The following is a 25,263-nucleotide window of genomic DNA, read 5'->3' as shown; positions in this document are numbered from 1 at the left end:
TTCAGCGGGGCGGCGCTGCGACCACGAGGTCCGCGGCGCCGCTTTCTGCTGCCACGAGGCGGGCGTTGGCCTCGTCCGAGGCGTGCACGAACTCCTCGGCCTCCACGGCCGACCTGCCGAAGCGGCGGTGGCGCGCGACGAGGCGCCGCAGACGCTCGGGGTCCGGCAGGTCGATCCACCAGCACTCGGCGAGGAGCGGCCGGACCGCGTCCCACGGTGGGCGGTCGAGCAGCAGGTAGTTCCCCTCGGTGACGACGAGCGGTACCTCGGGCCGCACCGGGATGCTCCCCGCCACCGGCTCCTCCAGCGCGCGGGCGAAGGTCGGTGCGTAGACCGTCTCGCCGTGGGCCGGGGTCCGGAGGCGCGAGAGGAGTGCGAGGTAGCCGTGCGCGTCGAAGGTGTCGGGCGCGCCCTTGCGCGCGAGCCTGCCGAGCCGGCGGAGCTCGCTCTCGGCGAGGTGGAAGCCGTCCATCGGGACCAACGCGGCCTCCGCGGGGCCGAGTTCCTCGACGAGGGCCTCCGCGAGCGTGGACTTGCCCGCGCCCGGCGGTCCTGCGAGGCCGAGGACGGGGCGGACGCCGGGCGGTGCGTCGGCGGCGAGCGCGCGGGCGCGGGCGGCGAGGCGGGCCGTGGCGTACGTGGGCATGCGGGGATGGTGCCATGCACCGGGGCGCGGGTGGTGCGCCCCGGTGGCTCAGAGGCGCTCGGGGGTGCGGATGCCGAGGAGTGCCATGCCCTGGTGGAGGGTGCGGGCGGTGAGCCCGCAGAGGAAGAGGCGGTTCTCCACCAGCTCCGGCTCGCCTGCCTTGAGGACGGGGCACTGGTCGTAGAACGTCGTGTAGAGCGTGGCGAGTTGGTAGAGGTAGGCGGCGAGCTTGTGCGGCTCGTACGTCTCCGCCGCGTCCTCGATCGTCTCGCCCAGCTCGTCGAGGGCGAGGGCGAGGGCGCGTTCGGCCGGGGAGAGCATCAGCTCGGGGTGGGCGACGGGGGCGTGCTCCGTCGCGCCCTCGGTCGCCTTGCGGAGGATCGACTGGATGCGCGCGTAGGCGTACTGGAGGTAGACGCCGGTGTCGCCGTTGAGCGAGACCATGCGGTCGAGGTCGAAGACGTAGTCGCGGGTGCGGGAGGTGGAGAGGTCCGCGTACTTGACGGCGCCGATGCCCACCTGGGCCGCGCGCTCGTCGAGCTCCTCGGTGGGGAGCTGCGGCGACTTCTCGGCCACCACCTCGCGGGCCCGCTCGACGGCCTCGCCGAGCAGTCGGCTGAGCTGGACCGTCTCACCCTCGCGCGTCTTGAACGGCTTGCCGTCCTTGCCGAGGACGGAGCCGAAGGAGAGGTGGTGCGCCGCACCCTGCGGCAGCCAGCCGGCGCGCTCGGCCGTCTCGAAGACCATCCGGAAGTGGAGCGCCTGGCGGGAGTCGACGACGTAGAGGAGGGTGTCGGCGCCGAGCCTGCGGATACGGTCGCGGATCGCGGCGAGGTCGGTGGCCGCGTAGCCGAAGCCGCCGTTGGACTTCTGGACGATCAGCGGCGAGGGGGTGCCGTCGGGGCCCTTGACGTCGTCGAAGAAGACGCAGAGCGCCCCGTCGGAGCGGACGGCGACACCGGACTCCTCCAACTCCTTGCAGACGTTGTGGAGATCGTCGTTGTAGGCACTCTCGCCGACGACGTCCTCGTCGTGGATGTCGACGTCGAGGAGGTCGTAGACGGAGTGGAAGTAGCGCATCGACTCGTCAACGAAGCGCTGCCACAGGGCGACCGTCTCCGGGTCCCCCGCCTGGAGTTCCACCACGCGGGCGCGGGCGCGGGTCTTGAACCCCTCGTCCGAGTCGAAGAGCGCGCGCGACGCCTTGTAGACCGCGTTGAGGCGGGACATGGAGGCGCCGCCGTCGTCCGCCGCGGACTCGGCGTCGAGCGCGCCCGGGTGCTCGATGAGGTACTGCACGAGCATGCCGAACTGGGTGCCCCAGTCCCCGATGTGGTGCCTGCGGACCACCGTCTCGCCGCGGAAGGTGAGGATGTTGTCGAGGGCCGCGCCGATGACCGTGTTGCGCAGGTGGCCGACGTGCATCTCCTTGGCGACGTTCGGCTGGCTGTAGTCGATGACGCTGGTGCCCGGGTGCGCGGCGCCGGGTACGCCGAGGCGCTCGTCGGCCGAGCGGGCGGCGAGGTTGGTCACCAGGGCCGCGTCCTTGACGGTGAGGTTGAGGAAGCCGGGGCCCGACACCTCGGCCTCCGCGACGAGGTCGCCCTTCTCCAGCCGCGCGAGGATCTCGCCGCCGAGCTCGCGCGGGTTCGACTTCAGCTCCTTCGCGAGCGGCAGCGCCCCGTTGGCCTGGAAGTCGGCCCGGTCGCTGCGGCGCAGCAGCGGGTCGGCCCCGGACGCCTCCGGCCGGGCGGCCGAGAAGGCTTCCGCGACGCGCTGGCGGAGCGAGCTGGCGAGTGAGGGGACCGATGCCATAAGGGATGCAGACCGTTTCGTATCGCGTGGTGGATGTCGTCCGCAGCCAGTATTCCACGGTGGAGGGGGACGGTGTCGCCCGCATTTTCCGGGTGGGAGGCCGAGGGGCACAGGCGGCAGCGGTGCCGGGGGAACGGCGGTGGCCTGCGCCGCCGTCGAGCCTGTGGATAACTTCGGGGCGCTTCGGAACGGATGGAACAATGGGCGGGCAGGCCGCAGCCGTGCCCCGGTCGGGGTGCGGGTGCGGCGGTCGAGGACGGCCGCTGCGGCAGGAGCCGCCTGCGGCCGCCCGTGGACGTAGTGGATGCAATGGCCGTTCCGGCCAGAGAGTAAGGAAGTGCCTGACGTGGCTCAGACCACTCACGAGGCCGACTGGGTCTCCCGTATCGCCGATGAGGTCATCGCCGAAGCGGAGCGTCGGGCCCCGGGCAAACCCGTGGTCTGCGCCTCCGGGCTGAGCCCCTCGGGACCGATCCACCTCGGCAACCTCCGCGAGGTGATGGTCCCGCACCTCGTCGCGGACGAGATCAAGCGGCGCGGTGTCCCGTGCGAACACCTCATCTCCTGGGACGACTTCGACCGCTTCCGCAAGGTGCCCGCCGGCGTCGAGGGCGTCGACTCCTCGTGGGAGGAGCACATCGGCAAGCCGCTCACCTCCGTCCCCGCTCCGGTCGGCAGCCCGTACGAGAGCTGGGGCACGCACTTCAAGGCGGCGATGGAAGCCTCGCTGTTGGAGCTCGGCGTGGAGTACCGGGGCATCAGCCAGACCGAGCAGTACACCTCGGGTGCCTACCGCGAGCAGATCCTCTTCGCGATGCGCGAGCGTGAGCGCATCGACGCGGTGCTGGAGCGGTACCGCACGCTCGACAAGTCCGGCGGCAAGAAGCAGCAGCAGAAGAAGCAGGTGAAGGACGCGGCCGACGCGGCAGCAGAGGCCGAGGCCGAGCAGGGCTCGGGCGCCGCTTCCGAGGACGACGGCTCGGGCGCCGGCGCCTACTACCCGTACAAGCCGTACTGCACCGTCTGCGCCCGCGACCTGACCACCGTCACCGCGTACGACGACGAGACCACCGCTCTCACCTACACCTGCGCATGCGGCCACGGAGAGACGGTCCACCTCAGCGAGTTCGACGGCGGGAAGCTCGTCTGGAAGGTCGACTGGCCGATGCGCTGGGCCTACGAGGGCGTCACCTTCGAGCCCTCGGGCGTCGACCACCAGTCGCCCGGCTCCTCGTACGTCGTCGGCGGGCAGTTGGTGCAGGAGATCTTCGGCGGTGAGCAGCCGATCGGGCCGATGTACGCCTTCGTCGGCATCAGCGGTATGGCGAAGATGTCCTCGTCGAAGGGCGGAGTGCCCACGCCTGCCGACGCGTTGGAGATCATGGAGGCACCGCTGCTCCGCTGGCTCTACGCCAGGCGCAAGCCCAATCAGTCCTTCAAGGTCGCCTTCGACCAGGAGATCCAGCGCACCTACGACGAGTGGGACGCCCTCGTGCGCAAGATCGACTCCGGCTCGGCGCAGCCGGCCGACCTCGCCTCGCACACCCGCGCCTCCTCGACGGCGCTCGGCCCGCTGACGTCGACCCCGCGTCCGCTGCCGTACCGCACCCTCGCCTCGGTCACGGACATCACCGGCGGCCAGGAGGAGCAGACGATGCGCATCCTCAGCGAACTCGATCCGGAACACCCGGTCCGCTCGCTCGACGAGGTAAGGCCCCGGCTCGACCGCGCTGCGCGGTGGATCACCACCCAGGTCCCGGCCGAGCAGCGCACGAGAGTCCGCGAGGAGCCCGACGCCGAGCTCCTCGCGTCACTCGACGAGGAGCAGCGCGCATCCCTCGCGACGCTCCTCGACGGGCTCGACGAGCACTGGTCCCTCGAAGGGCTCACCCAGCTCGTCTACGGGGTGCCCAAGGTGCGCGCCGGGCTGTCGCCGGACGCCAAGCCGACCCCCGAACTCAAGGTCGCGCAGCGGTCGTTCTTCGCCCTGCTCTACCGGCTGCTGGTCGGCAGCGAGACGGGGCCGCGGCTGCCCACGCTGCTCTTGGCGGTCGGCGCGGAGCGGGTGCGGAAGCTGCTGGGCGGCTGACCCGGGGCCGCCTCCGCCGGTGGCTGCCGGCGGTGCCCCCGCGGACTGAGTGCTGCGGGGGCGTGGCGGCCGGGGGCCGAAGCGCCCGGGTTCGTGGCTGCGGAGGAGGTGCGCTGTCGCGGGGCCTGCGGTGGGCGCTGGGGCCTGCGGTGGTGATGTGCCCGTGGGGCAGCAGCCCGACCCCGAGGGAGTCAGGGACACGGCTTCCGAGGGGGCGGGAGGCCGGCCGGTTGCCTCGTCGGCACCCGGCTGCGGGACGTGCACGGCGCCCGTCGTGCTGCGGCCTCTCCGGCGTGCCCTCTCCGACCGGCAACGGACGGAAGGGAGTGGGAGGGGGCGCGGTCAGCCCATGCCCATCTCCAGGCGGTACCGCTCCTTGAAGTCCCGGGTGTACGGGCGGAGATAGGTCTCGGAGAGCATGTTGCCGTCGCGGTCGGTCACGTTGAACTCGTCGTAGAGGAGGCGGGAGAGCTGGCGCGCGGTGGGGTGGCCGTGGCTGTTGGCGGCGTACTGGAGGTAGGCCGTGTAGTAGATGTCGTCCCGCGCGACGCCCTCGGGGATGCCGAGCGGCTCTTCCGACGGGGGTACTTCGGCCTCCGCGTCGGCTTGCGCGTCGGGTGGCTCGACCGGCTGCGGCGCGGGGTCCGGTGCTTGGCCGTCCGCGGGGCGGAGGGCACCGCCGTCCTGGGTCGCGTTCGGCCCGGGCAGCGGCTCGGGGAAGAGCTCGGGCTGCCGGGCGTGCGGGGGTGGCTCCGTAGCCGTGTGGTCGGCCGAACCGGGGTGCGCCGGGCTTCCGTTGAGGTGCGGGGGAGAGGTCAGGTTGCGGCGGCGGCCGCCCGAACCGACGGGGACGGTGACCTGAGGTGCGGCCGTCGAGTCGGCGGCGTAGGAGGCTGCCTGGGGCTCGGGCGTCCGAGGCGGTGCGGGTGCGTCCGTCCAGGAGGAGCCCGCCGAGTGGGGGAGAGGCGAGAGCGAGGACGGATCGGCCGACGGCGCGGGCGCAGGAGCACCGCCCGAGGAGTCCGGACTCTCGGGCCATCGGACCTCGGGAGTCCTTCCGCCCGGCTGCGCGTACCCGCCGGGGGCCGCGTCGGGTACGGCGCCCGCACCGGCAGCGGGGGCGAAGGGCTCGGGTGCGAACTGGTCTGCTTCCGCAGGGGATTGGGCCGACGCACCCGCAGTGAAGGCCGGCTGCTCGTCTCCGGAGGCAGGATGCGCCGAGGCTCCCACGGCCCCGGCAGCGGCGCCGTCCCGACGGGCGTGTTCCGTGGCGACGGCGGACTCGGCGGCCGGCGGTCGGTCGGGTGCCGCCTCCGGCTCACGGTTCCCGCCGCTCACGGGGCGGTGGTCGGTGCCGTCCCTGCCGGCGACTGCGGTGCGCGCGTCGGGGCTTGCTGCGGCGGTGAGTTGGGGGTGCGGCGTGCGTTCGAGCCCGGCGGCGGCGAGGCCGGCGGGCGCGGTCTCGGTGAGGGGGATGCCGTAGCGGGCGAGCTTGAGCGGCATCAGGGACTCGACGGGTGCCTTGCGGCGCCAGGCCCGTCCGTAGCGGGCGCGCAACCGGGCCTCGTAGATGAGGCGTTCCTGCTCCATCCGGATCACTTCGTCGTAACTGCGCAGCTCCCAGAGCTTCATGCGGCGCCAGAGCCGGAAGGTCGAGGGGAAGGCGAGCAGCCAGCGGGAGACGCGGACGCCCTCCATGTGCCGGTCGGCCGTGAGATCGGCGATCCGCCCGATGGCGTGCCTGGCCGCCTCGACGGTGACGACGAAGAGCAGCGGGATGACCGCGTGCATCCCGACGCCGAGCGGATCGGGCCACGCCGCGGCGCCGTTGAAGGCGATCGTGGCGGCGGTGAGCAGCCAGGCGGACTGCCGCAGCAGCGGGAAGGGGATGCGAATCCACGTGAGGAGGAGGTCGAGCGCGAGGAGGACGACGATCCCCGCGTCGATGCCGATCGGGAAGAACGGAGCGAAGTCCCCGAACCCCTTCTTCTCGGCGAGATCGCGGACGGCGGAGAACGACCCGGCGAAGCCGATGGCGGCGATCACGACGGCGCCCGTGACCACCACCGCGATGAGCACCCGGTGTATTCGCGTCAGTTGTACGGCCTGCACTGGAGTTGTCCCCCACCCTCGGAAACTGGCCAGCCCAGACTGGCATACCGCGTCCGACGGTATCTGCGATCCGCCCGCACGGGGACGCGGGAGCCGCCGTACGTTCCGGACCAAGCGCGCGGAGGCGGAGGTTCCGTCGGCCGGGTTGTGACCGATCCGTCATGCGTGCCGTGGGAGCGCCCGCGGCGCCCCGGGGCAAGCCGGGGCGCCGCGGGCGCGTTCAGGGGTGTACCGCGGTCACTTCAGCCCGGCGAGCGCGTCCTTGGCGGCCTTCTCCGAGTTCTCCTTCACGGTGTCGGCACCGGGCATCTTGCCGCCCTCGAAGCCGGCGCCCTCGTACTCGACGCTCACCACCGCGTTGTCCTTGCGGACGAGGAGGTGCTGGCCCTGGAAGTCCTCCTTCGACTTCTTCGTGGCCTTCTTCTCGGTCTTGTAGCTGAAGCTGGTGGCCTCGTCGCCGAGCCCCTTGACGGCGGCCTTCTTCGCGCCCTTGAGGTCCTTGTTGTCCTCCACGCTCTTGGCCTGGCTCGTCAGGTACTCGCCGGCGCGCTTGGCACCGCTGCCGAGCGACTCGTCGGAGTCGAACCGCTTCATCGTGACGACGAGTTGCCGGTAGTCGTACTTCTTCAGCCCGGTCCACAGGCAGCTATTGAAGTCGCCGACGTCGCCCGAGCCGACCCGCTTGCCGCCCGCGTTCTCGGCGCCGGGCACCAGCGAGTCGACCGTCTTCTTCTTGATGCTCTTGCAGGAGTCGGGGAGCTCCTTGATCTTCGCCGGCGCGGGCGCCTCGGCGCTCTCGCTCGCGGAGGCGGAGGGTGCTGCGGAGTCCTGGTCGCCGTCCGAGTCCGAGGAGCATCCGGTTACCAGCAGTACGGGGAGAGCTGCGGCCGCACAGAGAAGGGTGCGGACGTGGCGCGGTGCGTTTCGGTGCATGGTTCCTTCGCTTCCAGGAAGACTTCTTCGGCTACTCGTACTGAGGGGGGTGGCTTGACGGCACGGCCCGTACGGTACGCGGCCGAGGCGGCGGCGGGGCCCTGTCACCCTTCCTCGGCGGCCCGGAGGGGTGTGGGATTCCTCTCCGGGCGGCCGGGCCTGGACGCTCAGTCCTCCTTGAGCGTGCCGGTGAGCTGGTCGGCCAACGACACCGCTCGGTCCTGCAGTTCGCGGCTGTCGGGCGTGCGGGTGTCCTCCGTCGACCAGCGGGTGTACTTGACGGTGGCGATCACGTTGGCAGTGCGGAAGACGAGAGTGATGTCACGGTGAACGCTGGCGTCGCCGGTTTCGAGCGCGTCGTCGACGTAGGCGGTGTCGCCCAGGTCGTCGAGATGGCGAGGGGCGAGCGACTCGCCGTCCTCCTCCTCGGCGTCCTCCGTCGCCTCTTCGGGGGACTCTTCGGACGGGTTGCCCTCCTCGTCCGACTCCTTCTCCCCGGCCGGCGGGTCCGAGTCCTGCGCGGAGTCGCCCGCCGACTCGGACGCCTTACCGTCCCCGCCGGGGGACTTGGAGGACGGGCTGCCGGAGTCCTCGGGGTCGGCGGTCTCCTCGGGGTCCTCCGACTCGTCGGGGGGCGGGGGGATGTCGGCGGCGTTGGCGCGCCGTTCGAAGAGGGTGGCTGCCTGCTCGTCGTCGCTGACGGCGGGGTCGTAGGAGACGACCCGCTCGAAGTCGACGCTGAGCCGGTGCGATCCGAGGGTGTCCTCGCTCTTCCAGCGGCAGCCGACGCGGCGGTCGGTGTCATAGGTGACGCGTGCCTCGCCCTCGTAGGGCGAGCTCGTCGCCTCGGGCTCCTCGTCCTCGTCGTCGGCGCCGGGGAGCATGTCCTTGAGCGTTCCGAGCGGTACGGCGCCGCAGGGTTCGGGCAGGGTGCGGTATTTGCCGGGAGGCGCCGAGGTGGAGGCGGAGGGGCCGGGGGCTGCGTCCTCCTCGTCGGCAGTGGACGAGGAGGAGGTGCAGGCCGCGGTCCCGAGGGCGCCGAGGAGGGCGACGGAGAGTGCGGTGCGTGCCGCGTGCCTGGCGTACGACGTTGCCCTCCGCTGCACGGATGGCCTCCCGGTTCGGTCGAAAACGTGTTGCTGCCCGCTGGGGGCCGCGGAACACAATGTCTACCTCACCTTCCGTACGACCGTCCGGTTCGCCGGCGGTTATGCCTTCTCTGGGAACTTTTTCCCTTTCATTGGCTTGCGGTAGGTATAGGGGGAAACCGACGGGGAGTTGAGCGCGATGCCGTACTTCGAGATGCCGGGCGCCCGGGTGCCGATCCGGATGTGGGGGGAGCCGCCTGCCCACGAGGGCGGGATGCCGCCAGGGGTCGAGGAGAACACCCTGCGGCAGTTGGCCAACGTGGCGACTCTGCCGTGGATCGAGGGGCTCGCCGTGATGCCCGACGTCCACTACGGCAAGGGCGCCACCGTCGGTTCGGTGATCGCCATGCGCGGTGCCGTCTGCCCCGCGGCCGTCGGCGTCGACATCGGCTGCGGCATGTCGGCCGTGCGTACCTCGCTCACCGCGGAGGACCTGCCCGAGGACCTGGGCCGGCTGCGCAGCCGGATCGAGGAGGCGATCCCCGTCGGGCGCGGGATGCACCGGGAGCCGGTCGATCCGGCGCGGCTCCACGCCTTCCCCGCCGCGCGTTGGGCAGACTTCTGGCAGCGGTTCGAAGACGTCGCGGAGGCGGTGCACTTCCGTGCCGATCGCGCTGCCAAGCAGATGGGGACGCTCGGTTCCGGTAACCACTTCTGCGAGGTCTGCCTCGACACCGAGGGCTCCGTGTGGCTGATGCTGCACTCCGGTTCGAGGAACATCGGCAAGGAGCTCGCCGACCACCACATCGGCGAGGCCCAGCGTCTCCCGCACAACCGCGGCCTCGTCGATCGGGACCTCGCCGTGTTCGTCTCCGACACCCCGCAGATGGCGGCGTACCGGAACGACCTCTTCTGGGCGCAGGAGTACGCCGGTTACAACCGCGCGGTGATGATGGCGCTGCTCAAGGACGCGGTGCGCAGGGAGTTCGGGAAGGCGAAGCCCGTCTTCGACGAGGTCGTCTCCTGCCACCACAACTACGTCGCCGAGGAGCAGTACGACGGCGCGGAACTGCTGGTGACGCGGAAGGGGGCGATCCGCGCGGGCGCGGGCGAGCTCGGCATCATCCCGGGGTCGATGGGCACCTCCTCGTACATCGTGCAGGGGCTGGGGAACCCGCTGTCCTTCAACTCGGCCTCGCACGGGGCGGGTCGGCGGATGAGCCGGGGCGAGGCGCGGCGGCAGTACACGGCCGCGGACCTAGCCCGGCAGACGGAGGGCGTCGAGTGCCGGAAGGACACCGGCGTCGTCGACGAGATCCCCAAGGCGTACAAGCCGATCGAAAAGGTGATGGAGCAGCAGCGCGATCTCGTGGCGGTCGTGGCCCGGTTGAAGCAGGTGGTGTGCGTCAAGGGATGACGACGCCGGCGCCGCGTCAGTCGACGCGCTCGTAGTCAGGTCCGAGGACGAGGGTGACGTGGCCGGGGGAGGCGGAGGAGTCCTCCTGGGGCGTGACGTCGGCGAGCCTGGAGCTCAGCACCAGGGACTTGCGGCCCATGCCCGGCGGGTAACTCACCTCCGTCTCCTCGACGTTCGACGGTGCGTTGCCCGTGGTGACGGGGAAGCCCAGGGCACGCAGGTGGCCGGCAGCCTCGGCCGCGGCGCCCGGCTTCCCCGTTCCGTTGAGCACCTGCACGGGCACGCGGCTTGCGTATATGAGGGACGACGTCTGCTTCTTGAGCTTCTTCTCGTCCGTCTCGCGGTCCTTGGCGAGGTCGGAGAAGAGCTTCGGCGCCTGCGGGTACTGCCAGACGAGGTTCGCCTTGTCCTTCGGAACGTCGGCTTCCCGCGGGTAGTTGGGGACGGTGACGAAGTGCAGCCGGTCCTGGGGTATGTCCTTCATCTTGGAGGCGAGTTCGTAGAGCGGCTTGATGCCGGCCAACTCCTTGTCCGTGGTGAGGGACTTGGTGGCGGAGTCGAGAAAGTCGTAGAGCTGCTTGGGGCTGGTGAGCTTCGCCTGCGCCTTCTCGGCGAGCGCCCGCATGAACTCCTGCTGGCGGCCGATCCGGTCGGTGTCGCTGCCGTTGCCGACGCTGTAGCGGACGCGGACGTAGCCGAGGGCGTCCTCGTCCTTCACCGTCTGGCAGCCCGCGTCCAGCTTCAGTTGGGCCTTCTCGTCGTCTATCGGCTCCTTGGGGCAGACCTCGATCCCGCCGAGCGCGTTCACCATCCCCTTGAAGCCCTGGAAATCCACGGACATGAAGTGGTCGATGCGCAGGCCGGTGTTCTTCTCGACCGTCTTGATCGTGCAGGCTGCCGCGCTGGAGACGTCGCCCGTCGTACCGCCTATGGCGTAGGACTCGTTGATCTTGAAGCGGTGCGGCTGCGACTGCGAGCCGTTGCCCCGGTCGCACGCGGGTATGGGGACGTAGCTGTCGCGCGGGAGGGAGACGACGCTCGCCCACTCGTGATCGGCGGAGACATGGACCACCATGAGCGTGTCCGACTGCATCGTCTCAAGGTCCTTGCCGTACTTGCTGTTTGCGCCGTCGCGGCTGTCCGAGCCGATGACGAGGATGTTCTTCGAGCCGGGGCTGAGGTTGTCGGGGCGGTCGCCGCCGAGCCGGTCGCTGAGGTCGGCGGAGTGGATGTTTCCGTCGAGGCTGGTGTACACCCAGGCGCCGCCGGCCCCCGCGAGGAGTATGAGCACCGCGAGCACGCCGCCGCTCCAGGCGAAGACGCGATTGCGCCTGCTGCGGTCGACCCTCCTGTGGTTGCGGCGCGCCCGCTTGCCGCTCATGTGCCCTCTATCGGGAGGACGGCGATCCGCGCCGCGTCGTACCGCATCCAGCGGGTCCCGGGGACACCCGCCTCACGCAACTCGCACCACTCTTCGCCACCGTCGACGACGGGTCGGTCCCCTTCTTCGGCGACCGGTGGCCGCTGCTCCCCGTCGGCGGCCCGGGGCCACTGCTCCCCGTCGGCGGCCCGGGGCCGCCACCAAGCTGTGATCCGCCCCGTGCGCCAACTCCCGTCCGCATAGCGGATCTCGACGGGGCGGTAGTCCCTGCGGACCTCGGACTCGGGCGGCACAACCCTGGCCGCACGGCGCGCGGAGCACTGCTTGCTGAGGTCGACGCCGCGGTGCTCTCCCGTGCTCGCGCGCAGCAGCGAGACGGGCTCCGCCCTGCGCTCTGCCCTGCCGTGCACTCCGGTCTCCTCCCGCCGGCCGTTTGCCGCCCGCTGCCGTACCGCGGCACACCGCGGGTGCGGCGACGCTGGGCACCGCGCGCGGACTGCGTGCGGCGGTGCACGTCGGCGCACCGGCTGCAAGACGACGTTGACTCTACAGAGGTGTAGAAGTTCGGGGCAATTCCCCGGGGCGGCGAATCGATCAGAGGTGAACTCGCAGAGGCAGCACGGCCGTCCACGTACGCCGGGGAGCGCGCTCCGCCCACGGCCGGCACACTGGCGGACGTCTACACACCCCACAGGTGCCCGAGCAGGCGACCCAACTCGCGTGCGACCGACGGAAATCGCTCAGAACCGGCATCAGAGCGGCGTGGCGGCCTTCAGCACGAAGAAGAGAGCGATCGCCGCATTGAGCGAAGCCATCGCGGAAGCCGTCGTCCCGGCCGCCGCGAGAAAGGCCGCCACCCCGCCCCTGCTGGCGAGCGGCGGCCACTGCCTGCTCGAAGGCACGGGCCCGAGCAGCGCGGCGACCCTGCGGGGCACGGGCCCGGCGGCGAAGGCGGGGAGCCCTCCCGGCGGGCGGGCGCCGTCGGTCGGGTCGGGCGCCGGGACGAGCGCGGCGAAGTGCGGTATGCCGGGGGCGGTTCGCGCCCGGGAGACGAGCGCCGCCCTCGCCACCGCCCGCGCGGTGAGCCGGCGGTCGCCGACGGCCTGGGCCGCCTCCTCGTCGGCCCAGCGCTCGGCGGCGTAGGCGACCGCCTCGCGCAGCGGCAGCAGGAGCGGGTTGGCGCAGGCGGCGAGCCGGACGGCGAGCAGGTAACGGTGGTGCCGTGCACGGAGATGCGCGCGCTCGTGCGCGAAGAGCGCCCGAGACTCGTTCCCTTCGAGCCGCGCGAGCATCCCGGTGGAGACGACGACGCGCCCGCCGCCCGGCCCAGGCAGCGCGTAGGCGTACGGCTCGTCGTCCGGCAGGACGGCCGGCCCCGGTCCCGGACCGAGCCCGGCGAGTGCGGCGTGCGCGCGGTTCCGGACGCGGCGGTGCCGGTGGAGCGTGGTGAGCGCCGCGGTGAGGGCGGCGGCGAGCGCCACGATGGCGGTCGTCCCCGTCAGGTCGGGATAGGGGACGACGGCGCGGACCTGCGGGTCGGCCCAGCCGTCGGGGAGCGGGTTCCCCGGCAGGTGCGCGGTGCCCACGACCATGAGGAGGCCGAGGCAGAGCGTGCTGCACACGGCTAGGACGCAGCCGAACGAGGTGAGGAGCCGCGTGGCGGCCCGGGGGTGGAGGTACTGCTCCGCGAGGTGGGAGATCGGCAGGGCCGTGAGCGGCAGGACGACGGGCAGGAAGATCGCGCCGGTCACGGCTCGCTCCCGAACGCGCGTGCACCGGGGCCGCGTTGGGTCCCCTCGACGCCCCGGCGGCCCGCCGCCTCGCTGCGCTCCACCTCCTCGGGTCCTGCCGACGCCTCGTGCAGCAGTTCGCGCATGAGGCGCTCGTCCTCGGGCGAGAGCGAGGAGACGAAGCTGGTGAGGACAGCGCTGCGGTCGCTCTCGCTGTCGAGCACCCGGCGCATCCGGAGCGCGGCGAGCCCCGCGTCGTCGGCCGCCGGGCTCCAGACGTAGGAGCGTCCGCTGCGGTGCCTGGTGACCGTCTGCTTGGCGTGGAGCCGCGTGAGGATGGTGACGACGGTGGTGTGCGCGAGGTCGCCGCCGAGCCACTGCTGCACCCAGGCGGCCGTCGCGGGCTCGGGGGAGGAGCGCAGCGCCGAGAGGACCTGTGCCTCCAACTCGCCCTGGCGGCGCTTCTTTCCGCCGCGTGGGAACTCGTCCGGTCTCTCGGTCATCTCCCACCTCCCTGTCGGCCCTTCCGGCGCATCGACGGCCCGGCAGACACCGGCCGCCGCGACGAAGCCGCCGCCCGGCATCATCGCACCCCGAACCGGGCGGGGCGCCACCGCCGCCGCAAGGGAGGCGGGGCCGGGCGGCGGCATGCTCAGGGCCGCCGGGCTCGCTCGCTCAGAGGTCGAACTCCTGGGGCGGCAGGTTGAGTTGGAAGCACGCCTCGCGGACGACGGCGCGCTCGGTGTCGTCGAAGTCCCCGTCGGCGCCGCCGATGACGATGCCGATCTGGATGACGGCGCGCGCCTCGGTCGGCTTCTTGGCGACCTTGCTGATCGTCTGGAGCAGGCTGACCTTGCCGAAGTCGAAGTCGGCGGAGAGCTTCTCGCACCCCTCCTCGAACCGCTGTCGCAGGTCTTCGGCGGGGAAGTTCTGGAGCACCTCGTTGGTGGCGAGGAGGCCGGCGACGCGCTGGCGTTCGCTCGCGTCCACGCTGCCGTCAGCAGCGGCGACGAGGGCGCACATCGCCATGCTGGCGTCTCTGAAGGCGCCGCTCTTCAGGTCGTTCTTCTTCGCGTTGAGCTGGGACTGCATCGTCGATGCGGACTCCTTGAGCCGATCCCACAGCGCCATGCTTCTCCTTGGGCAGAACGTGACGGGCTGCCGCGGCGGACGTATCACCAACGGCAGGTACGCAGAGAGTAAAGGAAGAGTATCGCCGGGTGCGGCGAACTGTCCCAAGTATCCTCGATGGGACGGAAAACGAGGCGCCGCTCAGCACGCCGGGCGCCCGCTCACGGCCACACGAGGCAGTACGGCTGATGGCCCGCCGCGTGAAGACGGTCGGAGAAGTCCTGCCAGTGGTGGAGCAGTTCGTAGATGGCGAAGGCATCCTGCGGGCCGGCGCGGTCCGGGACGGTCGACCAGATGAAAGCCGCGGCGCCGACCGACTCCTCGCCGATCCCGAGGAGCGGGTCGACGACCGTCATCGGCAGCTTGACGACGGCGTAATCCGGGTGCAGCACGACGAGTTCGAGCGGGGGGACGCGGTAGAGGGGGAGGCCCTCGATGCCGGTGAGGACCATCGCCGCCATGGTCTCGGGCTTGATCTTGGTGAACATGCCCTGGCCGAGCTCGTCCCCGCCGAGCTCCTCGGGGCGCATCGAAAGGGGCACCCTGGCGGCTGTGGCGCCGTCAGGAGCGCCGAAGTACTTGTAGGTCACCCCCACTGGGCTGCCACCCCTGCTCCCCGGTTCTGCTGCATCGCGACGATGGCGTCCGCCCGCGCGCTCTGGTCCGAGGTCGCCGGTCCCCTCTCCGACTTCGCCTCCGCGATGCATGTCACCACCCGACCACTCACGGCCACGGCCGCGCAACCCGATCATCGTGACAGAGACCTCCCCGCCCAGCCGACTACGAAACGCGTGTGCAGGAACGCGCGGCGCGGCCCCGGTGGCGGCTCTGACACCATGGCTTCCGTGACTTACTCGTACGAGGCCCCAGTATCGCAGTCGCTCTTCGACCGAGCCGCCGCCGTGACACCCGGAGGTGTGAACTCCCCGGTGCGCGCCTTCCACGCGGTGGGCGGTACGCCCCGGTTCATGGTGTCCGGCTCCGGTCCCTACCTGACCGACGCCGACGGGCGCGAGTACGTCGACCTCGTCTGCTCGTGGGGGCCGATGATCCTCGGGCACGCGCACCCGCAGGTGACCGACGCGGTGCACGCCGCCGTCGCCAGGGGAACGTCCTTCGGGACGCCCGGTGTCGGCGAGGTCGAGCTCGCCGAGGCGATCGTCGAGCGGATCGACCCGGTGGAGGAGGTGCGGCTCGTCTCCTCGGGGACCGAGGCGACGATGTCGGCGATCCGCCTCGCCCGCGCGTTCACGGGGCGCCCGAAGGTGGTGAAGTTCGCCGGCTGTTACCACGGCCACGTCGACGGGCTCCTCGCCTCGGCCGGCTCGGGCGTCGCGACCTTCGGACTCCCGGACACCCCGGGCGTCACGGGGGCGCAGACCGGCGACACCCTGGTGCTGCCGTACAACGATCTCGACGCCGTGCGTGAGGCGTTCGCCGCGCACCCGGGCGAGATCGCATGCGTGATCACGGAGGCGTCGCCGGGGAACATGGGCATCGTGCCGCCCCGCGACGGGTTCAACCGCGGCCTGAAGGAGCTGTGCAGCGCTGAGGGCGCGCTCCTCGTCTCGGACGAGGTGATGACGGGCTTCCGCGTCAGCCGGCAGGGCTGGTTCGGAATCGACGGCGTCGTACCGGACTTGATGACCTTCGGCAAGGTGATGGGCGGAGGCTTCCCCGCGGCCGCCTTCGGTGGGCGGCGCGAGGTGATGGAGCACCTGGCGCCGGTCGGCCCCGTCTACCAGGCGGGCACGCTCGCGGGAAACCCGGTGGCGACGGCCGCGGGCACAGCCCAACTCCGACTCCTCGACGACGCGGCGTACGCCGCCGTCGACTCCGCGTCGGAGCGGCTGCGCGGACTCGTCGCCGAGGCGCTCGACAAGGAGGGCGTCGCACACACCGTGCAGACCGCGGGCAACATGTTCTCGGTCTTCTTCGGCGACTTCGGCGAGCGCGGCGTACCGGACTACGAGGCGGCGAAGCAGCAGGAGACGTACCGTTTCACGGCGTTCTTCCACGCGATGCTGGAACGGGGCGTGTACCTCCCGCCCTCCGGCTTCGAGTGCTGGTTCGTCTCGGCGGTGCACGACGACCGCGCGCTGGAGCGGATCGCCGAGGCGCTGCCGGCGGCGGCGACCGCCGCCGCGCAGGCCCAGCCCGAGTAGGACCGAGCGCACGCCGGCATGCACCGGCGTGCGGGAGCGAGAGAGAGCGGAGCGGCGAAGGTGAGCTACGGCGAAGGCGCCAGAAGTGCGCAGGACTCCGAAGGCGCCGAGGAGTTGGACAAGACGGTCACCGTCGTCCACGTGATGCGCCACGGCGAGGTCGACAACCCGGAGGGCATCCTCTACGGCAGGCTGCCCGACTACCACCTCTCGCCGCTCGGCCGCGAGATGGCCGAGCGCGTCGCCGAGCACCTCGCCGAGCGCGACGTCACGCACGTCGCGGCCTCCCCGCTGGAGCGGGCGCAGGAGACGGCGACGCCGCTCGCGAAGACGCACGGCCTGGAGATCGCGAGCGACCGCCGGCTCATCGAGGCCGAGAACGTCTTCCAGGGGAAGACCTTCGGCGTCGGGGACGGCGCCCTGCGCAAGCCCGACAACTGGAAGTACCTGCGCAACCCGTTCCGCCCCTCCTGGGGGGAGCCCTATGTCGAGCAGGTGGTGCGCATGCGTGCGGCGCTCGACGCGGCGAAGGACGCGGCCAGGGGACACGAGGCGGTCTGCGTCAGCCACCAGCTCCCGATCTGGACGCTCCGCAGCTACGTCGAGGGGCGACGCCTCTGGCACGACCCGCGCCGCCGCCAGTGCTCGCTCGCCTCGCTCACCAGCTTCACCTTCCTCGGCGACCGGATCGTCTCGGTCGGCTACCGGGAGCCGGCGGGCGACCTCGTCCCCGCCCATCTGCGCCCAGGCGCACGGCCGGTGGGCGGTTCCGGAGGCGTGGGGGCCTGAGCAGGCCGGTCCCTTCGTACGGGGCTGAGCAGGCCGTACGTATCGGACAAGGGGGGTGCCAAAGATCCCCCGCAGGCTCATGCGAAACTTTTCACATGAGCCAGAGCCGTGCCGTCCGTACGCGTATCACCATGGTGGCCGCCGTTGCCGCAGCGAGCGTGCTGACGCTCACGGCGTGCAGTGGCGGGGACGCCGGATCGGCGTCGGGCGACACCAAGTTCGTGCAGGGGACGGGGGAGATCAGCACCGTTCCCCAGGGGAAGCGGCAGGCGGCTCCCGACATCGAGGGCAAGTCACTCGACGGCGAGCGCCTCAAACTCAGCGACCACCGCGGCAAGGTCGTCGTCCTCAACGTCTGGGGCTCCTGGTGCTCGCCGTGCCGGGCCGAGGCGCCGAACCTCGCGAAGGTCGCCAAGGAGAGCGACCCGAAGGACGTCCAGTTCCTCGGCATCAACACCAGGGACCCGGACAAGGCGCAGGCGAAGGCGTTCGAGCGCAACTTCGGTGTCGAGTACCCGAGTTACTACGACCCCGACAGCAAGCTGATCCTCAAGTTCCCCAAGAACAGCCTCTCGCCGCAGGCGATCCCCTCCACGCTCGTCCTCGACCGGGAGGGCAGGATCGCCGCGCGTGCGCTGAAGGAGCTCAGCGAGAAGGAGCTCCAGGACGCGCTGAAGCCCGTCGTCGAGGAAGACGGCGGAAAGTGAGCCCCGTATGAGTGCCGACGCACTCGCCGCGCAGTCCCTCCTCACCTCGGACGTGCACGCCGCAGCCACCGGCATGAACGAGACGGTCCTCGGTGGTGCGCTGCTCCTCGCCGTGCCGATCGCGCTCCTCGGCGGGCTCGTCTCCTTCTTCTCGCCGTGCGTGCTGCCGCTCGTACCCGGCTACCTCTCCTACGTCACAGGCGTCAGCGGCACCGACCTCGCGCACGCGCGCAGGGGGCGGATGCTCGCCGGCTCCGGGCTCTTCGTCCTCGGGTTCACGGCCGTCTTCGTCTCCACGGGGGCGCTCTTCGGCGGCGTCGGCTGGGCGCTCCAGGAGCACAAGACCGGCATCACGCAGGTGCTCGGGGTGCTCACCATCGTGCTCGGCCTGAGCTTCATGAGCGCGGGCACCGGGCTCCTCTCGCGGTTCACCTCGCGGGAGTTCCGCATCCACAAGCGCCCCGCCGTCGGCCTCGCCGGGGCGCCGATGCTCGGGGCGCTCTTCGGGATCGGCTGGACGCCCTGCATCGGGCCGACCCTCGCCGCCGTGCAGACGCTCGCACTCACCGAGGCGAGCGCCGCGCGCGGGGCGCTGCTGACCGTCGCCTACTGCCTCGGGCTCGGAGTGCCGTTCGTCCTCGCGGCGATCGGCTTCCGCCGGGCGCTCGGCGCCTTCGACTGGGTCAAGCGGCACTACACCTGGGTGATGCGGATCGGCGGCGGCATGCTCGTCGCGGTCGGCGTCCTCCTCGTCACCGGTATCTGGGACCAGATCGTCTACGAGATGCAGATCTGGTCCTCCGACTTCACCGTGGGGATCTGAACGATGAGCACCACCGGCAGCACCGACCAGCGTTCAGGGCAGGACGAGGCCGCCGACCAGGAGGCCGCCACCTCGCAGCTCTCGACGGCGCCGAGCGAGGAGCGGCTCAACGTTCCCTCGCTCGGACCGATCGGCTGGCTGCGCTGGGTCTGGCGGCATCTGACGTCGATGCGGTTCGCGCTGATACTGCTCTTCCTGCTGTCGCTCGCGGCGATCCCCGGCTCGGTCATCCCGCAGACGGACGTCGACGCGATCGCGGTCGACCGGTTCAAGGACGACCACACGACGCTGGCGCCGCTCTACGAGAAGCTCCAACTCTTCGACGTCTACACCTCGGTGTGGTTCTCGGCGATCTACATCCTGCTCTTCATCTCGCTCGCCGGCTGCATCGTGCCCCGCACCTGGCAGTTCGTGGGCCAGCTCCGTGGCAGGCCGCCGCGGGCGCCCCGGAAGCTCGACCGGATGCCCGTCTACACCACGTGGCAGACCGAGGCGGAAGCCGACCACGTCCTCGCGACGGCCCGCACGCTGCTGGGCAAGAAGCGGTTCCGGGTGCACACGGCGGAGGGCACGGACTCCGTCGCCTCCGAGAAGGGGTACCTGCGCGAGGCGGGGAACCTGCTCTTCCACATCTCCCTCATCGTGCTGCTCCTCGCCTTCGGCGCCGGGCAGCTCTTCAAGTCGGAGGGCGGCAAGCTCGTCGTCATGGGCGAGGGCTTCTCCAACACCCTCACGCAGTACGACGACTTCTCCTCCGGCTCCCTCTTCACCGCGCAGGACCTCGACACCTTCGGCTTCACACTCAAGGACTTCCGCGCCGAGTACGAGATGACGGGGCCGCAGAAGGGCTCGGCCCGCGACTACCAGGCCGACATCTCCTACTGGGAGGGCGCCGAAGGGAAGCCGAAGGACGCCACGGTCAAGGTCAACGAGCCGCTGCGGGTGGGCGAGTCGAAGGTGTACCTCCAGGCGCACGGCTACGCGCCGAAGGTCACCGTCAGGGACGGGCAGGGCGACGTCGCGTACGCGGGCCCCGTCCCCTTCCTCCAGCAGGACAACAACCTCACCTCCAGCGGGGTGGTGAAGGTGCCCGACTACCGGGACGCCGAGGGCCGCAAGGACCAACTCGGTTTCCAGGGCTTCTTCGTGCCGGACTTCGCGCCGAACTCCGGGACGATGTTCTCGCAGTCGCCGACGCTGAAGAACCCGCAGATGTTCCTCACCGCCTACCACGGCAACCTCGGCGTCGACGGCGGCCCCGCGCAGAACGTCTACCGCCTCGACACCAGCAACCTCAAGCAGTTCAAGAACGACGACGGCGACGCACTCGCCGAGCGGCTCCAGCCCGGCGACACGATGAAGCTTCCGGACGGCGCGGGCTCGCTGGAGTTCGAGGGCATCGAGCAGTGGGCGAACTTCACCGTCTCCCACCAGGTCGGCAACGGCTGGGCGCTCGCGGGCTCCCTGCTCGCCATCGGCGGCCTCGCCGGCTCGCTCTTCATCCAGCGCAGGCGCGTATGGGTGCGGGCGAAGAAGGGGCGCGACGGACGCACCGTCGTCGAGATGGCGGGGCTCGGGCGCAGCGAGTCGACTCGGCTGCCGGAGGAGCTCGCCGGGCTCGCCGCTTCGCTCTACGCCGAGGCCCCGCGTCCCCGAGCCGACGGGCAGGAGGCGGCCGACCGCACGGCGGAGCCGGGGCGGGACGCGGCAGCGGAACCGCAGCAGGACGAGCCGCACGGGGAGGCGCGCCCTGACGACGTGCCGGGCGCCCGTGCGGAACAGGCCGGCGACGGGGGCGACTCCGCACCGGGCGAACCTCGGGACGGGCGCGCGCGCCCGGAGGCGAGCGGACAACAGACAGAGGGAGAGCGCGAGTGAACATCGCGGCTGCAACCAACGAGAGCCTCGCGGAGATCAGCAACTACCTGATCTACTCCGCCATGGCCGTCTATGTGCTCGCCTTCGTCGGGCACATCGCCGAGTGGACCTTCGGCAGCCGGAGCAAGGTGGCCCGCACGGCCGCCGCGCTCGGCAAGGGCGCCACGGGAGCGAAGGCCCGCGCGGCGAACGCGCGCGCGGGAGAGGCGGGCGAGGGCGAGGAGTCGGCGGACGCGGGGGCGCCCTCCGTCAAGGTCAAGTCGGGCTCCAGCACCACGGTGCTGGAGCCGCCGAAGGTGGTCACCCGCGCGGGCAGGCGCGGCGACGTCCCCGACGGCCCCGGCGCCGCGGGCGGCGACGTGCAGGGCGACATGTACGGGCGGATCGCCGTATCGCTCACCGTCCTCGCCTTCCTGCTCCACTTCGCCGGCGTCCTCACGCGTGCGCTCTCGGTGCAGCGCGCACCGTGGGCGAACATGTACGAGTTCTCGACGACGTTCGCGATGGTCGCGGTCGGCGCCTACCTCGCCTTCCTGCTCGCCAAGAAGAACGTGCGCTGGATCGGGCTGCCGCTGGTGACGACGGTCCTCCTCGACCTCGGTCTCGCCGTGACCGTCCTCTACACCGAGAGCGACCAGCTCGTCCCCGCGCTCCACTCGTACTGGCTCTACATCCACGTCTCGCTGGCGATCATCTGCGGCGCGCTCTTCTACCTCGGCGCCGTGGCGACCGTGCTCTACCTCTTCCGCGACCGCTACGAGACGAAGTTGATGTCGGGCGGCAAGCCCGGCGGGTTCGCGACCTCGGTCCTGGAGCGGCTGCCCTCCTCCGGCTCGCTCGACAAGTTCGCCTACCGGATCAACGCGGCGGTCTTCCCGTTCTGGACGTTCACGATCGTCGCCGGAGCGATCTGGGCGGGCGACGCCTGGGGCCGGTACTGGGGGTGGGACCCCAAGGAGGTCTGGTCGTTCATCACCTGGGTCGCCTACGCGATGTACCTGCATGCACGCGCCACGGCCGGCTGGAAGGGGCGCAAGGCGGCCTACCTCGCGCTGTTCGCCTTCGCGTGCTTCCTCTTCAACTACTACGGCGTCAACGTGTTCTTCAACGGCAAGCACTCGTACGCCGGAATCTGAGCCGCCCGCGCCGGGGTCCGCCACACGGACCCCGCGGGCGGCAACTCCCCCTTCCAAGAGGGCAATCGGTGCGGCGGGGCGCTCTTGCGCCGCGCCGCACACGTGTGCGTGGTGAGCTGGTGATTGGCCGACAACCCTTGGTTGCATCAACCGTGTTGGGTAGGCTCGCCGACACAGTGACTGCTTCGTTGCCCTCTCGCCCCAGCCACGGCGCTCCGGACGCGGATTTCGACCGGTACGCGCCGCGGCTACTGCTGTGGGTCTCGGAGAACTCCGGCGCGGACTCCCAACACCCCGTCGACTGCACCGAGTTCCGGCAGCGGCAGAGCCTCGATCCGACGGTCCTCGACAGCCTCGTCGATCACCTCGCAGGGCTCGGATTCCTGCGCAGGTACACCCACTACGGCAGCAGCGGCGAAGAGGTCGTCCTCGAACCCGCGGGCGTCGAGCAGGTCGGCCGCCTCAACCACCGCAGGCAGGACGAGAACGAGCGCTGGCGGTACGCACAGGACGCGCTCCTCGACTGGCTCGGCTCCCGCCGCGGTCAACCGGGCTCCCGGATCGGCGAGTTCCACGACTCCCCGCAGGTCTTCTTCCTCGGCGACGCGCTCTCCAGCCAGGAGGTCGCGGCCGCGGTCGACTACCTCGTCTCCATCGACCTCGTCGCCTACGGCGAGGAGGACGCGCTCGGCGGCCGTCAGCTCTCGCTCACCGACGACGGCCGTGAGTTCGTCTGGGGCGGCGCGCGCCTCGACGACTACCTCCGGCAGCGCAGGGAGCGCCAGCAGCCGGTGATGCAGACCGTCATCCACCAGGCCAACAAGGTCCAGATCGCCGGACGCGACCTCTACAGCAGCGACGTCACCTACTCGATCGAACTCAACTCGCAGCAACTCGCCGTGCTCATCAGGGAGATGGCGCCGCAGCTACACCTGCCCGAAGGGCCGACGCAGGAGCTCGTCCGCCTCAGCGACCAGCTCGCCCTCCAGGACGACAGCGGGGGCGAGGAGGCGCAGACGCGCTCCGGCGGGGTGCTCCAGCGCATGCGCCAGGTGATGTCCTCGGCGTCGAACGGCGCGGCGAAGGAGCTCCTCGATCTCGTGATGGAGCAGGTGATGAGCCGGGCGATGGGAGGTTGACGCCGCCGCCGTGCCGCCCCCTCCCCGCCGGGAGCCCGCGTGTCGGAGGGTGACGATTGGGTAGCGGGACGGCGACGACGTCGTGGCGGACGGCGTTGCAGCGGCGGTCACGGGCAGGTCGTCGACGTCGGTTCGGACCAACTAGCGGGGGGACACGCAAGTGCGGTTGTACGGGCAAGAGCCGCTCGTGGACGAGCTGTTGCCGAGGCTGGTCGGCCTGGAGACGGTGCCGCGCGTCCGGCTGGTGCGGCAGGAGCCGAAGGGCGACCTTCCCGTCGTTCTCCTCACGGGCCAGCACGGCACGGGCAAGACGGCGGCGCTCGACGCGGCGGAGGAGAACTACCGGGGCCTGGTGCCCTTCGCGCGGGTCGACCTCGCCGCACTCGGCGCGCCCCAGCAGGAGGCGGGGCCCGAGCCCTACACCCAACTCCCCAACACCTCGGGGGTCGTCGAGGTCCTGGAGCGGATCGCCGTCGGGCTCTCCGCCGCCGTCCCCGGCTACCAGCCGTGCCGCTTCCCGAGGCTCCTCCCGGGACTCTTCGCCGTCACGAGCTGGCGCCGCGCCCAGCAGGCACAGCGCGTCCTCGCCACGGAGCGCATCGGCCGCCTGCTGCCGCTCGCCGTGGGCGGTGCCGAGCGCGACGGGGAGGACTGGGTCACGGCGGTGGCCGACCAACTCGCCGACGCGGGGGGCGACGAGGACGTCGAGACCGTCGCGACCCTCGTCGTCGAGGCGTACATGCAGCAGCATTCGACGGCGGCGAAGCGGGCCGAGGCCAACGCCTGGTACCGCGCGCGCCCGCAGGCCCCAGACACCGAGCAGATCGACCCGCTCGTCCGGCTCTGCCTCGACTTCCACCAGGGCGGCGACCTCCTCCCGCCCGTCGAACAGACCCTCGTGGCAGCCCTGTTGGAGGACCTGGCGGACGGCTACACGGGCTGGTGGCGCCGGGTCAACCGGGTTCCGCGCCCGCTCGCGCTCCTCGACGACGTGCACACGGAGGCGGGCCGCGCGTTCCTCGAGCGGCTGCTGGAGGAGCGCCGCATCGCCGCGCAGAGCGGCACCGCGGACCCGCTCGTCGTTCTCGCCACCTACCTCGGCGACGGGGCCGACCGCTACCCGCACGCCCAGCGCCGCCAACTCGCCGACCTCGCCCAGCCGTTGCAGTGGCAGCGCCGCTCCTCCGACCGGCGCTCCGCCGGGGTGCTCCGCGTCCCGCTGCCGCCGCTCACCGCCGACGACCTGCTCACCCTCCTCCAGCGCACCGCCACGCCCGGCCACGCCCAACTCCGCACCGTCATATACCGCCTCACGGGCGGGCACCCGCTCGGCGGCAGCGTCCTCTGCGACGTCGCCGTCGAGGCGGCGGAGGAGCGCCCCGTCACCCCGGAGAGCCTCCTCGACCTGCCGACGGAGGACGGTGTGCCCGTCGGCGAGCACCTCGTCCGCAGGCTCCTTCCCGCGCTGCCGACCAGGCACCACCTGATGGTCCTCTCGCTCGCACGCGACCGCGAGGCGGCGGAGGCGCTGGCGGGGGAGGGCCTCACGAGCGAGGCGATTCAGGGGCACGCGGGCGTCGTCGACGCGGAGCGGGCGCGCGTCGTGGAGGCCGAGCGCTACCTGGAGCGCGAGGAGTGGACGGTGCCGCGCGGGCACCCCTTCGTCCCCGCGCCCTCCTTCGTCTCCGACCCGCTGCTGTACACGCTGCTCGTCCACGAGACCCGCCGCGCCTCGCCGAGCGAGGAGCCGGGCCGCCAGTGGGGCGACCTCCACGCCTTCCTCCGCGACTTCCACACGAGGCGGGGAGCGCCGGGCGACGAGGCCGAAGCGCTGCGCCACACCCTGGCGTTGGGCGACGCGCCGCGCGTCTGCGAGCTCCTCGCCGAGTGGTTCACCGAGCGCGAGGACGCGCCGGCCTTCCTCGCCGCGGTGCGGCACGTCGCGACGGCCCCGCACCCGCCGCTCGCCGAGTGGCGGGACGAGCGCACCGAGACCGCGCGCGGTGAACTGGACCACAGGTACGCGGGCGCGGGGGACGTGCAGCGCTCCATCAACCGGCTGGTCCACGGCCTCTGGTACCTCGGCGACCCGCTGCGCGCACCGATCCGCGAGGTGTGCACGGACCTCGGCACCGAGTTGGACTTCCTCTCACTGCGCCATGCCTCAGGCCGCTACGTGCTCAACGCCGCTGCCCGCTCGTGGCCGACGGCCGCCTGGGAGGGCAGGCGGCCGTATCCCGTCGAAGGATTGGACTGAAGACAGCCGTGCCGAATCGAACGCGTC

General features: G+C 71.5%; 21 protein-coding genes. 10 read left to right on the top strand and 11 right to left on the bottom strand.

The window, feature by feature from the left end:
* Window position 1: 1 nt before the first annotated feature.
* Complete coding sequence (locus F603_RS0129460; protein WP_019549524.1) at window positions 2–646, bottom strand: nucleoside/nucleotide kinase family protein; 645 nt, start codon at window positions 644–646, stop codon at window positions 2–4.
* Between the two features lie 48 nt (window positions 647–694).
* The gene (gene argS, locus F603_RS0129455) at window positions 695–2,461 is read right to left on the bottom strand and encodes an arginine--tRNA ligase (RefSeq protein ID WP_019549523.1); all 1,767 of its coding nucleotides are present in this window, start codon (window positions 2,459–2,461) and stop codon (window positions 695–697) included.
* A gap of 346 nt (window positions 2,462–2,807) precedes the next feature.
* Between argS and lysS the strand changes: the two genes are divergently transcribed.
* The gene (lysS, locus tag F603_RS0129450) at window positions 2,808–4,550 is read left to right on the top strand and encodes a lysine--tRNA ligase (protein WP_019549522.1); all 1,743 of its coding nucleotides are present in this window, start codon (window positions 2,808–2,810) and stop codon (window positions 4,548–4,550) included.
* 342 nt (window positions 4,551–4,892) lie between these two features.
* On the opposite strand, the gene F603_RS34855 is transcribed toward lysS, so the two are convergent.
* The 3 genes from F603_RS34855 to F603_RS0129435 all read right to left on the bottom strand — a co-directional run bounded on the left by F603_RS34855 (window position 4,893) and on the right by F603_RS0129435 (window position 8,701).
* Entirely contained in the window at window positions 4,893–6,662 is a 1,770-nt protein-coding gene (locus F603_RS34855; protein ID WP_026328826.1) for a DUF2637 domain-containing protein, read from the bottom strand.
* 237 nt (window positions 6,663–6,899) lie between these two features.
* The gene (locus F603_RS0129440; protein WP_019549520.1) at window positions 6,900–7,595 is read right to left on the bottom strand and encodes a hypothetical protein; all 696 of its coding nucleotides are present in this window, start codon (window positions 7,593–7,595) and stop codon (window positions 6,900–6,902) included.
* A 167-nt stretch (window positions 7,596–7,762) separates the two neighbouring features.
* A complete protein-coding gene (locus F603_RS0129435) occupies window positions 7,763–8,701 on the bottom strand; it encodes a hypothetical protein (RefSeq protein WP_019549519.1) in 939 nt (312 codons plus the stop codon).
* Between the two features lie 181 nt (window positions 8,702–8,882).
* Here F603_RS0129435 and F603_RS0129430 point away from each other — a divergent pair, with 181 nt between their 5' ends.
* Entirely contained in the window at window positions 8,883–10,100 is a 1,218-nt protein-coding gene (locus F603_RS0129430; RefSeq protein ID WP_019549518.1) for an RtcB family protein, read from the top strand.
* A gap of 16 nt (window positions 10,101–10,116) precedes the next feature.
* On the opposite strand, the gene F603_RS0129425 is transcribed toward F603_RS0129430, so the two are convergent.
* From F603_RS0129425 to F603_RS0129400, 6 genes are all read right to left on the bottom strand, one after another.
* Entirely contained in the window at window positions 10,117–11,481 is a 1,365-nt protein-coding gene (locus F603_RS0129425; RefSeq protein WP_019549517.1) for an LCP family protein, read from the bottom strand.
* Entirely contained in the window at window positions 11,478–11,891 is a 414-nt protein-coding gene (locus tag F603_RS0129420; protein ID WP_019549516.1) for a hypothetical protein, read from the bottom strand. The genes F603_RS0129425 and F603_RS0129420 overlap by 4 nt, the downstream gene beginning before the upstream one ends.
* 342 nt (window positions 11,892–12,233) lie before the next feature.
* A complete protein-coding gene (locus F603_RS0129415; RefSeq protein WP_019549515.1) occupies window positions 12,234–13,232 on the bottom strand; it encodes a M56 family metallopeptidase in 999 nt (332 codons plus the stop codon).
* Window positions 13,229–13,798, bottom strand: coding sequence for a BlaI/MecI/CopY family transcriptional regulator (locus F603_RS33190; RefSeq protein WP_019549514.1), 570 nt, complete (start codon window positions 13,796–13,798; stop codon window positions 13,229–13,231). Before F603_RS33190 ends, F603_RS0129415 begins: the two co-directional genes overlap by 4 nt.
* Before the next feature lie 88 nt (window positions 13,799–13,886).
* Window positions 13,887–14,342, bottom strand: a complete 456-nt coding sequence (locus F603_RS0129405) for a tellurite resistance TerB family protein (RefSeq protein WP_019549513.1) — start codon at window positions 14,340–14,342, stop codon at window positions 13,887–13,889.
* Between the two features lie 161 nt (window positions 14,343–14,503).
* On the bottom strand, window positions 14,504–15,049 hold the full coding sequence (locus F603_RS0129400; RefSeq protein ID WP_193386468.1) for a hypothetical protein: 546 nt from the start codon (window positions 15,047–15,049) through the stop codon (window positions 14,504–14,506).
* Window positions 15,050–15,187: 138 nt separating this feature from the next.
* Between F603_RS0129400 and hemL the strand changes: the two genes are divergently transcribed.
* From hemL to F603_RS0129355, 8 genes are all read left to right on the top strand, one after another.
* Window positions 15,188–16,507 carry a glutamate-1-semialdehyde 2,1-aminomutase gene (gene hemL / locus F603_RS0129390; protein ID WP_026328824.1) on the top strand — a complete coding sequence of 440 codons (1,320 nt, stop codon included), beginning with the start codon at window positions 15,188–15,190 and terminating at the stop codon, window positions 16,505–16,507.
* 60 nt (window positions 16,508–16,567) lie between these two features.
* Window positions 16,568–17,296: a histidine phosphatase family protein gene (locus tag F603_RS0129385; RefSeq protein WP_019549510.1), complete on the top strand. Its 729-nt coding sequence runs from the start codon at window positions 16,568–16,570 to the stop codon at window positions 17,294–17,296.
* A 95-nt stretch (window positions 17,297–17,391) separates the two neighbouring features.
* Window positions 17,392–18,003, top strand: coding sequence for a TlpA family protein disulfide reductase (locus F603_RS0129380; RefSeq protein WP_019549509.1), 612 nt, complete (start codon window positions 17,392–17,394; stop codon window positions 18,001–18,003).
* Between the two features lie 7 nt (window positions 18,004–18,010).
* Window positions 18,011–18,826, top strand: coding sequence for a cytochrome c biogenesis CcdA family protein (locus tag F603_RS0129375; protein WP_019549508.1), 816 nt, complete (start codon window positions 18,011–18,013; stop codon window positions 18,824–18,826).
* Window positions 18,827–18,829: 3 nt separating this feature from the next.
* Window positions 18,830–20,704, top strand: coding sequence for a cytochrome c biogenesis protein ResB (gene resB / locus F603_RS0129370; RefSeq protein ID WP_019549507.1), 1,875 nt, complete (start codon window positions 18,830–18,832; stop codon window positions 20,702–20,704).
* Entirely contained in the window at window positions 20,701–21,840 is a 1,140-nt protein-coding gene (ccsB, locus tag F603_RS0129365; RefSeq protein WP_019549506.1) for a c-type cytochrome biogenesis protein CcsB, read from the top strand. Before resB ends, ccsB begins: the two co-directional genes overlap by 4 nt.
* Before the next feature lie 176 nt (window positions 21,841–22,016).
* Window positions 22,017–22,979 (top strand): hypothetical protein, encoded by a 963-nt coding sequence (locus F603_RS0129360; protein WP_245600939.1) that lies wholly within the window; start codon window positions 22,017–22,019, stop codon window positions 22,977–22,979.
* A 187-nt stretch (window positions 22,980–23,166) separates the two neighbouring features.
* On the top strand, window positions 23,167–25,236 hold the full coding sequence (locus F603_RS0129355; protein WP_051096421.1) for a hypothetical protein: 2,070 nt from the start codon (window positions 23,167–23,169) through the stop codon (window positions 25,234–25,236).
* Window positions 25,237–25,263: the final 27 nt, after the last annotated feature.

Origin of the sequence: Streptomyces sulphureus DSM 40104 (assembly GCF_000381025.1) — a bacterium.
Classification (GTDB): domain Bacteria; phylum Actinomycetota; class Actinomycetes; order Streptomycetales; family Streptomycetaceae; genus Streptomyces; species Streptomyces sulphureus.
The sequence above is the reverse complement of the archived record's forward strand: the minus strand, read 5'-3'. Positions and strand labels throughout refer to the sequence as shown.